At 73.2% G+C, this 11,499-nt stretch carries 10 protein-coding genes; 4 read left to right on the forward strand and 6 right to left on the reverse strand.

Features of this window, described 5'->3' with window-relative positions; all coding sequences use genetic code 11:
* Window positions 1-978 (reverse strand): Bug family tripartite tricarboxylate transporter substrate binding protein, encoded by a 978-nt coding sequence (locus ICW72_RS20200; RefSeq protein WP_191084305.1) that lies wholly within the window; start codon window positions 976-978, stop codon window positions 1-3.
* 151 nt (window positions 979-1,129) lie between these two features.
* Here ICW72_RS20200 and alaS point away from each other — a divergent pair, with 151 nt between their 5' ends.
* On the forward strand, window positions 1,130-3,772 hold the full coding sequence (alaS, locus tag ICW72_RS20205; RefSeq protein WP_191084306.1) for an alanine--tRNA ligase: 2,643 nt from the start codon (window positions 1,130-1,132) through the stop codon (window positions 3,770-3,772).
* 75 nt (window positions 3,773-3,847) lie between these two features.
* On the forward strand, window positions 3,848-4,228 hold the full coding sequence (locus ICW72_RS20210; protein ID WP_191084307.1) for a hypothetical protein: 381 nt from the start codon (window positions 3,848-3,850) through the stop codon (window positions 4,226-4,228).
* Here the strand turns inward: ICW72_RS20210 and ICW72_RS20215 are convergent.
* The 3 genes from ICW72_RS20215 to ICW72_RS20225 are packed head-to-tail and all read right to left on the reverse strand — an operon-like array spanning window position 4,209 to window position 6,751.
* Complete coding sequence (locus tag ICW72_RS20215) at window positions 4,209-5,480, reverse strand: NAD(P)/FAD-dependent oxidoreductase (protein ID WP_191084308.1); 1,272 nt, start codon at window positions 5,478-5,480, stop codon at window positions 4,209-4,211. The genes ICW72_RS20210 and ICW72_RS20215 overlap by 20 nt on opposite strands.
* 7 nt (window positions 5,481-5,487) lie before the next feature.
* Window positions 5,488-6,348 carry a manganese catalase family protein gene (locus ICW72_RS20220; protein ID WP_191084309.1) on the reverse strand — a complete coding sequence of 287 codons (861 nt, stop codon included), beginning with the start codon at window positions 6,346-6,348 and terminating at the stop codon, window positions 5,488-5,490.
* 13 nt (window positions 6,349-6,361) lie between these two features.
* The gene (locus ICW72_RS20225) at window positions 6,362-6,751 is read right to left on the reverse strand and encodes an SPW repeat domain-containing protein (protein ID WP_191084310.1); all 390 of its coding nucleotides are present in this window, start codon (window positions 6,749-6,751) and stop codon (window positions 6,362-6,364) included.
* 174 nt (window positions 6,752-6,925) lie between these two features.
* On the opposite strand from ICW72_RS20225, the gene ICW72_RS20230 reads away from it, so the two are divergent.
* Window positions 6,926-7,963, forward strand: a complete 1,038-nt coding sequence (locus ICW72_RS20230) for an SDR family oxidoreductase (protein WP_191084311.1) — start codon at window positions 6,926-6,928, stop codon at window positions 7,961-7,963.
* A gap of 16 nt (window positions 7,964-7,979) precedes the next feature.
* Complete coding sequence (locus ICW72_RS20235) at window positions 7,980-9,113, forward strand: patatin-like phospholipase family protein (RefSeq protein WP_191084312.1); 1,134 nt, start codon at window positions 7,980-7,982, stop codon at window positions 9,111-9,113.
* A 134-nt stretch (window positions 9,114-9,247) separates the two neighbouring features.
* On the opposite strand, the gene ICW72_RS20240 is transcribed toward ICW72_RS20235, so the two are convergent.
* Both ICW72_RS20240 and ICW72_RS20245 read right to left on the reverse strand, forming a co-directional pair.
* A complete protein-coding gene (locus ICW72_RS20240) occupies window positions 9,248-10,321 on the reverse strand; it encodes a hypothetical protein (protein ID WP_191084313.1) in 1,074 nt (357 codons plus the stop codon).
* Entirely contained in the window at window positions 10,318-11,493 is a 1,176-nt protein-coding gene (locus ICW72_RS20245; RefSeq protein WP_191084314.1) for a hypothetical protein, read from the reverse strand. The genes ICW72_RS20240 and ICW72_RS20245 overlap by 4 nt, the downstream gene beginning before the upstream one ends.
* Window positions 11,494-11,499: the final 6 nt, after the last annotated feature.

Consider the following 11,499-nt stretch of genomic DNA (forward strand, 5'->3'; position numbering starts at 1 on the left):
TCAGGCCCCCGCGACGATCCCCAGCTGCCGCGCCGCGCCGCCCCACTTCTCCGCGAATTCACGGATGAAGGCGGTGTAGGCCTCGCCCGTCACGGGCGGGTTGGGCGCGTAATTGGCCAGCTGCTCCAGCCGCGCCGTCACATTGGGCGTGGCCATGGCGGCGACCGAGGCCTCGGTCAGCTTCGTGGCGATGTCGGCGGGCAGGCCGCGCGGGCCCGACAGCCCGGCCCAGGTGGTGTTGGTCAGCACCGGCATGCCCTGTTCCGCGAAGGTCGGGATGTCAGGGAAGGCCGGGATGCGCGCGGGGGTGGACAGCGCCAGCACCCGCACCTGCCCGTCGCGGATCATGCCCGTGTTGGTGGTGATGGGGTCGAACATGCTCTCGATGCGCCCGCCCAGCAGGTCCGCGAGGCCGGCCGCACTGCCGCGATAGGGGACGTGGTCCATGTTGGGCAGGTTCATCTGGCGCGACATCACCTCGCCCATCAGATGCGTGCCCGAGCCGATGCCGGAGGAGCCGTAGCGGATGGGCCCGCGCCGCGCGGCCTCGATGTAGTCGGCCAGCGTGCGGATGGGGCTGTCGCTCTTCACCATCAGCAGATTGGCGCTTTCGGCCAGCAAGGCGAGGTGGGTGAAGCTGTCCACCACATTATAGGCCAGGTTCGGATAGGTGCCGTAGGCCACGCCGAAGGGCGAGGAATGGCTCATCACCAAAGTGTAGCCATCGGGCGCCGCCTGGGCGGCCAGGTTCGCCCCAAGTGTGCCGCCGGCGCCGGCGCGGTTTTCCACCACCACCGACTGGCCGATGCGCGGCGTCAGCTCGGCGGCCAGCAGGCGCGCCATGGTGTCGGCGAAGCCGCCGGGCGGGAAGGTCGAGATCAGGCGGACGGGCCCGCGGGCCGGCCAGGCGGATTGCGCCAAAGCGGGTGCGGCGAGGGGAAGGGCGGCGCCCCCCAGGATCAGTTGACGGCGAAACATGAGGCACTCTCCAGCGAACATCTGCCCAGGGGGTGGGCAGAACCCGGCCCGTGGGCGGTCAGGCACAGGATGTCTGCAAGGGCCGTGCCGCGCCTCCCCCACTTTGAGGGGCAACTTGAGGGGAAACCGGCACCACGCTACAGCACGCAGCATGAGCAGCAGCAACGACATCCGCGCCACCTTCCTCGGCTATTTCGCCCGCCATGGCCACGCCGTGGTCGAGAGCAGCCCCTTGGTGCCGCGCAACGACCCCACGCTGATGTTCGCCAATTCCGGCATGGTGCAGTTCAAGAACGTGTTCACGGGGGCCGAGCGCCGCCCCTACAGCACCGCCACCACCGCGCAGAAATGCGTGCGCGCGGGCGGCAAGCACAATGACCTGGACAATGTGGGCTACACCGCCCGCCACCACACCTTCTTCGAGATGCTGGGGAATTTCTCCTTCGGCGACTATTTCAAGGAACAGGCGATCGAACACGCCTGGACGCTGATCACCAAGGACTTCGCGCTGCCGAAGGACAAGCTGCTGGTCACCGTCTATTCCGAGGACGAGCAGGCGGCCGGCTTCTGGCGCAAGATCGCGGGGCTGCCCGACAGCCGCATCATCCGCATCCCGACCGATGACAATTTCTGGCGCATGGGCGACACCGGCCCCTGCGGCCCGTGCAGCGAGATCTTCTACGACCACGGCGACAAGATTCCCGGCGGCCCCCCCGGCAGCCCCGATGAGGATGGCGACCGCTTCATCGAGATCTGGAACCTCGTCTTCATGCAGTTCCTGGAGGAGCCGAAGGGCACGCGCAACCCGCTGCCCCGCCCCTCCATTGACACCGGCATGGGGCTGGAGCGCTTCGCCGCCATCCTGCAGGGCAAGCACGACAACTACGACACGGACACCTTCCGCGCGATCATCCTGGAGAGCGCGCATCTGACCGGGCAGGAGCCGGACGGCGCCTTCCGTGCCTCGCACCGCGTGGTGGCGGACCATCTGCGCGCCGGCGCCTTCCTGATGGCCGATGGGGTGCTGCCCTCCAATGAGGGCCGCGGCTATGTGCTCCGCCGCATCCTGCGCCGCGCCATGCGCCACGCGCACATGATGGGCGCCGCGCAGCCCCTGCTGCACCGCCTCTTCCCGGTGCTGGAGCGGCAGATGGCGGCCGCCTATCCCGAGCTGTCCCGCGCCGCTTCCCTCATCACCGAGACCTTCCAGCTGGAGGAGACGCGCTTCCGCTCCCTGCTGGAACGCGGCCTGCATCTGCTGGAGGGCGAGAAGGAGAAGCTGGGCGAAGGCCAGCCCTTGCCGGGCGACGTCGCCTTCCGCCTCTACGACACCTATGGCTTCCCGCTGGACCTGACGCAGGACGCACTCCGCGCCGAGGGCCGCGCGGTGGATGTGGCTGGCTTCGAGGCCGCCATGGCCGAGCAGAAGCAGCGCGCCCGCGCCGCCTGGGCCGGCAGCGGCGAGGCCGCCACCGAGACCGTCTGGTTCGACGTGAAGGAGAAGGTCGGCGCCACCGAATTCCTCGGCTACAGCACCGAGCGCGCGGAGGGCACCATCACCGCCATCCTGGCCGGCGGCTCGCCCGTCAATTCCGTGGCGGTGGGGCGTGAGGTGGCGGTCATCCTCAACCAGACCCCCTTCTATGGCGAGAGCGGCGGCCAGCAGGGCGATGCGGGCGTGATCCGCGCGGGCGATGCCGTCATCCGCATCCGCGACACGCAGAAGAAGCTGGGCGACCTGTTCGTGCATCTCGGCGTCGTCGAGCAGGGCGACGTGAATGTGGGCATGGCCGTGGTGGCGGAGGTGGACCATGAGCGCCGCTCCGCCATCCGCGCGCACCATTCCGCCACCCACCTGCTGCACGAGGCACTGCGCCGGCGCCTCGGCACCCATGTGGCCCAGAAGGGCTCGCTGGTGGCGCCCGACCGGCTGCGCTTCGACGTGTCCCAGCCCACGCCCATCCCGGCCGAGGATTTGGCCTGGGTCGAGGCCGAGGTGAATGCCCGCATCCGCGAGAATGCCGAGGTCACCACGCGCCTCATGACGCCAGAGGCCGCGGTGGCCGAGGGCGCGATGGCCCTCTTCGGCGAGAAATATGGCGAGGAGGTCCGCGTCGTCGCCATGGGCCGCGACGAGGCGGCGACCGAACGCGGCGGCCACTACTCCATCGAACTCTGCGGCGGCACCCATGTGCGCCGCACCGGCGATATCGGCTTGCTGCGCCTGGTGGCCGAGGGCGCGGTCAGCGCCGGCGTGCGCCGCGTGGAGGCGGTGACCGGCGCGGCAGCCCTGGCCGTGGTCGAAGCCGAGGCGCGGCTGCTGCGCGAGGCGGCGCTGGCCCTGAAGGTCACGCCCGCCGACCTGCCCGCCCGCGTGGCCACGCTCATCGAGGAGCGCCGCAAGCTGGAGCGCGACCTCGCCGAGACGCGGAAGAAGCTCGCCACCGGCAGCAGCGCCGAGATCGAGGTGGTGGGCGGGCTGCGCGTGGCGCTGCGCGACATGGGCGATGTGCCCGGCCGCGAACTCAAGGGCCTCGCCGAGGCCATCCTGAAGTCCGGTGCCGCCGACGTGGCCGCGCTGGTGTCCAATGAGGGCGGCAAGGCCAGCATCGTGGTCGGCGTGGGCGAGGTGGCCAAGGGCCGCGCCGATGCGGTCGCGCTGGTGCGCGCGGCCTCGGGCGCGGTCGGCGGCAAGGGCGGCGGCGGGCGGCCCGAGATGGCCCAGGCCGGCGGGCCCGATGGCGACAAGCTGGAGGACGCGCTGGCCGCCATCAAGGCCGCGCTGGCCGGCTGAAACCCGCCTCTCGGCGGGGCGGCCTGAAACCCGGCTCCGGTCCGGCGCGTTCCCTCTGCTGTAGAGGGCAAAGCCATGACCGGAACGAACGATCTGCCGCGACATAACGACCCGACGGAGATCAATCCCCGTCCGCGTCCCACGGCGGCCGCCACCGCGGCCCCCAATGTGACGCATCTGCGCCGCGACATCGAGGCGGGGGCGACGGGCGACAAGCTGCCGATGCTGGACCCCGCCGCCTCGCCGCTCGGCACGGATGACGAGGCGGGCGGCACCTCCCCCACCACCGCCGAGGTCACGGCCGCCCGCGCGGCGGAACGCGGCCCCGAGAGCGCCTCGCGCGGGGTGGGCGGCAGGACGGGGCCCAACCCGGCGCGCGTGCCGCTGCTGCTGGCGCTGGTGGTGCTGCTGGCGGGGACGGCGCTGTATTTCTCCTTCACGACGCCCTGGTGGTGACGGGCTGCTCGGCGGGCGGCGCCTCGGTGATGAGGCGCGCGCCGCGCTGCCGCGTGGCATAGCTCCAGAGCCACTGGAAGGAGACCAGCGCCCGGCTGCGGAAGCCCACCAGGTACCAGACATGGGCGATGCCCCAGAACCACCACCCGAGCCGCCCGGTCAGCCGCCAGCGCCCCAGCGCCACCACCGCCGAACGCCGGCCGATGGTGGCGAGGTCGCCATGGTGCCGATAGGCGAAATCCGGCCGCTGGGCCGCGCCGCGCGCCTCGGCGGCCAGCAGCCGGCCCACATGGCGGCCCATCTGCTTGGCGGCGGGCGCATTGCCGGGCACCGGCTTGCCCGCGCCGTCGCGCGCGGCGGCCAGGTCGCCCACCGCGAAGATCTCGGGCATCAGCGGAATGGACAGGTCGGGTGCGACCTGGATGCGCCCCGCCCGGTCGCGCGGCGCGCCGAGCCAGGCGCCGGCGGGCGAGGCCATGACCCCCGCCGCCCAGACCATGGTGGCGGCCGGGATGCGTTCCTCGCCGCATTGCACGCCATGGCCGTCGGCGCCCGTCACCCGCGTGCCGGTGCGGATTTCCACGCCCATGCGGCGCAGCGAGGCCTCGGCCACGGCGGAGAGATCCTCGGGGAAGCTGGGCAGCACGCGCGGCCCGGCCTCCACCAGCACCACCCGCGCCTCGGCGGGATTGATGCGGCGGAAATCCCGCGGCATGGCGTGGCGCGCCAGCTCGACCATGGCGCCGGCCAGTTCCACGCCCGTGGGCCCGGCGCCGATCACGACGAAGGTGAGCAATTCGCGGCGCGCCTCGGCATCGGATGTCAGCTCCGCGCGCTCGAAGGCGAGCAGCAGGCGGCGGCGGATGGCGGTGGCGTCCTCGATGGTCTTGAGGCCGGGTGCGACGCCCGCCCATTCGTCATGGCCGAAATAGGAATGGGTGGCGCCAGTGGCCAGCACCAGCCGGTCATAGGGCAGGGGTGCGGCCCCGCGCAGGCGGACGCGGCGCGCGGCGGCGTCCACCCCCTCCACCTCCGCCATCAGCACGGTCAGGTTGCGCTGGCGGCGGAAGATGGCGCGGATGGGCCAGGCGATGTCGCCCGGCGAGAGGGCGGCGGTGGCCACCTGGTAGAGCAGGGGCTGGAACAGATGGTGGTTGTGCCGGTCCACCAGCGTGACCTGCACCTCGGTGTCGGCCAGGGCGCGGGCCGCCTCCAGCCCGGCGAAACCCGCGCCCAGGATGACGACCCGCACCTTCCGTTCAGCCCTTGATCTGCTCGGCCTGCGCGCCCGAGAGGGGCTGGGCGGGGCCGAGCACGGGCTTCTCGCCCATGGGCGTGCTCTGGGCCACGGTGAACTCGCCCTGTCCGTCCAGGCTCGGCCCCGCCGTCCAGCGGCCCTGGGCGGGGGGCACGCCTTCATGGTTGTGGGCGAAGAAGACATGGCTGAACCGCGACGCCTCCTGCGAGCGGTCGAAGCTGTTCGGGATGGGCAGGGCCGCGTTCCCGCCCAGCTCCTCGATGACGGCCAGCCATTGCTGCTGGTGCATCGTGTCGCGCGCGATGAGGAATGACAGCATGTCGCGCATGCCCGGGTCCTTGGCCGCGTTGAACAGCCGCACGGCCAGGACGCGGCCGGTGCTCTCGGCCGTCACATTGGCGTACATGTCGGCGGCCAGGTTCCCGCTGGCATAGACGTGCGAGCAGTCGAAGGGCACGCCGTCCGCATCCACCGGCATGGCGGCGAGGCCGGTGGAGAGGATGTGCCGCTGCAGCATCCCTTCCAGCACATGGCGCGGCCGCTCGCCGCCCATTACGGCGTTCACCACGGGGTGCGCCTCGGCGGCGCTTTCCTGCAGCGAGAGCGGCGCGGTCTCGAGGTTCATCGCCACGGCGGTGGCGAGCATCTCGATATGGCCGATCTCCTCCGTCGCGGTGTGCAGCAGCATATCGCGGTATTTCGGGTTGGGGCCGCGCGCGCCCCAGGCCTGGAAGAAATACTGCAGGCAGACGCGGATCTCGCCCTCGATGCCGCCAATGGCCTGCTGGAGCTGGCGGGCGAAGAGGGGGTCCGGCGTCTCGACGCGGACGGGGTATTGCAGGCGGGGGTCGTGGAAATACATGGGGGCGTCTCCGTCAGGGCTTGCCCACGCCGCTGCCGCCATAGGGGCCGGCAGGGGTGGAGGGGGTCGTGCGGGTGAGCAGCCCCGTCCCGATCGCGATCAGGCCGAAGACCACATGCGGCCAGGCGATGAAGCCCGAGAAGCCGAAGATCCAGGGCGAGGCGGCGAGGAAGGCGCCGGCGCCCAGGTCGAAGTTGAGGTGGACGGGCATGGGGATCAGCCGCAGCAGCCCCATCTCATAGTTCGTGAGCAGGCTGAGCCCGATGATGAGCACGCCCATCACCTGCGGCACGAGCTGGGCCGGGCCACGGTCGGCGAAGCCCAGCAGCATGGGCGCGAAGATCAGGATCAGGCCGACGAGATAGTCCAGCGCGCCATGGGCGCTGGTGGGGATGACGCGCATCGCGAAGTCCTCCGGCGAGGGGTTGCAGCGGGGTCGGCGTGGCGTGCGGCGCGGCCCGTGGTGCCGGCGCCATGGGGAGAAAACCATGGCCGGGCAAAAGGGTTGCGGGGGGGGCATCGCGGGAACCCGGGCGGCGGGGGGGTGTTGTAGCAGGGACACTTCCCCGGAGTTCCCATGTCCCCCTCGCCGCGCACCATCGTCATCACCGGCGCCTCCAGCGGCATCGGCCGCGCCACCGCCCATGCCTTCGCCGCGGCCGGCTTCCATATAGTGCTCGCCGCGCGTCGCCAGGCCGCGCTGGAGGCGGCGGCGGAGGAATGCCGCGCGCTCGGCGCCGAGGCGCTGGCCCATGCCGCCGACGTGACCGAGGAAGCCTCGGTGGAGGCCCTGGCCGATGCGGCCATGGCGCGCTTCGGCCGCGTGGATGTCTGGTTCAACAATGCGGGCGTGGGCGCCTTCGGAAGGCTGGACGCCATCCCCACGCGCGAATGGAAGCGCGTGGTCGAGACCAACCTCTTCGGCTGCATGCACGGCGCCCGCGCGGCGCTGCGCATCTTCCGCGCCCAGGGTGGCGGCGTGCTGATCCAGAACGCCTCCATCGTCGGCCAGACCGCCAAGCCCGACGGCACGCCCTATGCGGCCAGCAAATTCGCCATCCGCGGCTTCTCCGAGGCGCTGCGGCAGGAGGTGCTGGACGAGCCCGGCCTGCATGTCTGCACCGTGCTGCCCTCGGTGATCGACACGCCCTTCTTCCAGCACGCGGCCAACCACACGGGCCGCGCCATCCGCGCGGCGCCCCCCGTCTACCCGGCGGAGGAGGTGGCGCGCGCCGTGCTGGCGCTGGCCGAGCGGCCGGTGGCCGAGGTGGTGGTGGGCGGCTTCGGCCAGATGGCGGTGGCGCAGGCGGCGCTCGCGGCCTCGGGCCTCGCCCCGCGCCTGCACAGCCTCGCGAATGGCCGCGCCCTGCACCGCGGCTTCCTGGAGGACGCGGCCGCGCCGGAGAGTGAAGGCAGCCTCTTCAGCCCCGCCGCCGACAACCTCACCGTCTCGGGCGGATGGCGCGAGACGCCCGAAGCCGCCGCGGCCGCCACGCTGGCCGATGCCGCCGCCCTGCCGCTGTTGCTGGCCGCCTGGCCCTTCCGGCTGCTCGATGCCTCGCTCGCGCCGCTGCTGCGCGCCGCGAGCACGGGCAGCGGACCCCAGTCCCGATGAGCCGCCCCACACCCCCATGGCCGTCGTCCTCTCGGGCGGCGTCGCGCTGGGCGCCTTCGAGGCCGGGGCCTGCGCCGCGCTCGAAGCCTCCCGCCAGCCCATGCCGGGCTGGATCGCCGGCAGCTCGGTGGGGGCCGTGAACGCGGCGCTCTTCGCCGCCGCCCCGCCGGGCCAGGGGGGGGCGGCGCTGCGCGACTTCTGGGCCTCGCTCGCGCAGGAGCCCACGCCGCTCACCACCTTCCTGCTCGGCCCGCCGCCGGCCAGGGGCGCCTGGCGCGCCGCGCACAACCGCGCCGCCGCCTGGCAGACGCTGCTGATGGGCCGGCCCGGCCTGTTCCGCCCCGATCTGCGCCTGGGTGGCGGGCCGGCCTTCTATGACCTGGCGCCGTTGCGCGCCCGGCTGGAGGCGACGCTCGACCTCGACCGGCTGAACCGCGGGCCCACGCGCCTGTCCATCGTCACCACCGATGCCGAGACCGGCGCGCGCGTGGTCTTCGACACCGCGCGCGGCGATTGGCTGACGGCCGAGCACATCCTCGCCTCCAGCGCCATGCCCGGCCTGTTTCCGCCCGCCGAGTTGGAGGGGCGGCGGCTGGTGGATGGCGGGCTTTCGGCCAATGCGCCGCTCGACCTCATCCTGAGTGAGGTGGGGGAGGAGGCGCTGACCTGCCTCGTCGTCGAACTCTTCCATCGGGCGGGCCAGCGGCCGCGCCACGTCTCCGCGGCCCTGTCGCGCGCGGCGGACCTCGCCTTCGGCAACCAGACGCGCCAGGCCCTGGCCGCCCATGCGCGGGAATGGGAGGTGCGGGCGCGCATGGCCTGCCTCGCCCGGCACCTGCCCGAGGAGCGCCGGGCCAACCCGGAGGTGGCGCAGCTTCTGCGCGCGGCCGGCGTGGGCGCGCGCGCGACCGTGGTGCTGATGGGCTATCGCGCCGCCTTCGACGAGGCGGGGCCGGGCAAGGCCTTCGACTTTTCCACCGCCACCCTGGCCGACCGCTGGCGGGCGGGCGAGGCGGCGATGGCGGCCGCGCTGCGTCGCCTCACGACCCCGGACCGCGCCGAGGAGCTGGCGCCCGGCCTGCACCTGCATGAGGTGACGGCGATGCCGCCCCAGGTGGAGGCGGAGGCGGAGATGGCCATCCGCGGCTGAGGCCCGGGCGGAGCGGCGCCGGCATCCTCCCTCGCGTCACGGGCTCGGGACGGAGGGGCGGGATGTCATCGCCCCGAAGCCGCCGGCGGCGCGACGCGCCCTTCACGGCGCGCCATCACGGCCGAGGCCGCGCGCTACTGCCGGGAATGCCGCAGGATGTGCTCCTGCAGCCGCGGCACGAGACCCTTCCGCGCCATCGCGGGCAGCGGCACCGCGAGCTCGTCGAGGGTGAGGACCGCGGCGGCGCCGAGACGCGGTTCGGGACCGGCGTCCGGCGGGACGAGGCCCAACCGGGAGCGCGCGATGAAGCATTGCCGCGCGATCCGCATCACATTCACCTGGTCGCCGATGACCCAGATATTGGCCATCAGGTCCTGGGCCTGCACCACGGGCTTCACCCCCTCGATGCCGGCCTCCAGGCTGGCGCGCGCGGCGTCGGGATCGCCCAGCATGTGGGACAGCACCCCGTGCAGGAAACAGCCCGACACCATGTTCAGCGCGCTGACCTTGGACAGGGCCGCGTGGTGCAGGCAGTGGCGGGGCAGGGCGAACATCTCCCGCGCGGCGGCGTAGTCTCCGCCCGCCATGTGCAGCAGCCCCGCCACGGTCGCGAGGGAGACGCTCCAGCGCACCTCCTGCCAGGCCAGGCGGGGGGGATCGGGCACATGCGCGGGCAGGCGGCGCCAGGCCTCGGCCATCAGCGGCCGCGCGCGTTCCAGCAGCCAGGCGATGCGCGCCTCCTCGGCGGGGGCGCGCTGGGTGCCGAGGCGCTCGATGTGGCGATGGCCCAGGATGGCGAGTGCGGCCGCCCGGGTCAGCGGGTCATGGGTGAAGCGCTCATGCGCGCAGCGCGCGCCCAGTTCCAGCAGCAGGGGCGAGGCGTAGCGCGAATGGTTCAGCTGCACCTTCTGGAAGAAGGTCGCGGCGTCGGGCAGGGCCAGCGCCTCGAAGAACTCCCCCTCGGGCCGCAGCGCGCCGGGCGGCGGGGGCGCGCCACCGGGCCGGAAGGCGAGCTCGCCCCGGCTGATGTCGCGCAGCGCCTCGAAGGGCAGGACAAGGGTTTGCGCCCCGGGATCGCCCGCCGGGATGCGGGCCAGAACCACGCCGTCCAGCGTCACCTCGACGGGGGCGGGCAGCGCCTTGTCCGGCGTGGCGGTGAAGCGCGCTTCCTGCGCGCTGTCGTCGAGCTGGGCGAGGAGACGGATCATGGCCGTGCGATCCCGAGCGAGGCCAGGCCGTCGGCGAGGCGGGGGCAGAGCCCGGCCGCGAGGAGGCGCGGCACGGACGGGGCGAAGTGCCGAAGTTCGAACGGCGTGCCCTCGTTGTAGCGCGGCGTGGCGCGCACCGTCAGCAGGCCGAACTTCGCCAGCGCGACGAAGCATTGCCGCGCCATGCGGCCCGCCGCGATCAGCTCATCCAGGGCCGCGATGTCGGTCATCAGGTTCCGTGCCGTCACGCTGGGCTGCAGGGCGCGCACGCCGCGCTCCAGCACCTGGCGCGCGGCCTCGGCCTCGCCCTCCAGGCCCAGCAGCACCCCCTCCATCAGGCAGGCATGCACGAGGTCCAGCGCGGCCTCCGGCGCCAGGTGCAGCGCCGACGCCTGTGCCGCCGCCGCGCCGAAGCAGGCGCGCGCCTCCGTCATGTCGTCCTGGCAGAGGCAGAGCATTCCGCAGGCGGCGCCGAGTGCCATCATCCAGCGCAGCGCCAGGGGCTCCGGGGCCGTGTTGTCGTCCAGCAGCGCCCGGCCTTCGGCCAGCAGGACGCGGCCCTCGGCGCGCAGCCAGCGCGCCTCGGCATGGTCATCGGCGGTCAGCCGCGCCAGGTCCCGCGCCAGCAGGAGCTGGGCCAGCAGGGTCAGCGCCGCCGCGCGCGCGGCGAAGCCGGGCAGGGCGCGATAGGCCGCCCGCGCGCCCAGGACCGCCAGCAGCGGGTTGCCCTCGGGGCCGTCGCGGCGCGCCGCCCTGGCCAGGAAGTCCGCTTCGTCGGTCACCGCCATGGCCTGCAGCGCCGCACCCGCCAGCCGGCCGGGCGGAAGGGGGGGCAGGCCCTCCGCCAGCAGGCGTGGGGGGCTGCCGGCATGGCGCAGCGCATCCGCGAGCGTCAGGCGCAAGGGGCCGAATTGCGCAGGGCCGGATTGCGCAAGGGCGGCCCGCAGCGGCACCGCCATCAGGCCCGTCTCGCCCAGGCGCAGGTGCAGCCGCCGCCCGGCCAGGGCGGGCGGCACCGCGGCCAGGTCGAGAAAGAGCGTCACATGCCGCCCCCCGGCCTCCAGCTCCCCCGACAGGCACGCGCCGGCCGCGAGCCGGGCCCAATCGGAGATGTGCCCTGAAAAGGGGTCGGAGGTGGGGGCAACCTGGGCGGGGCTGGCGGCTTCGGTCATGCCGCG

It is taken from the genome of Roseococcus microcysteis (assembly GCF_014764365.1).
GTDB lineage: Bacteria > Pseudomonadota > Alphaproteobacteria > Acetobacterales > Acetobacteraceae > Roseococcus > Roseococcus microcysteis.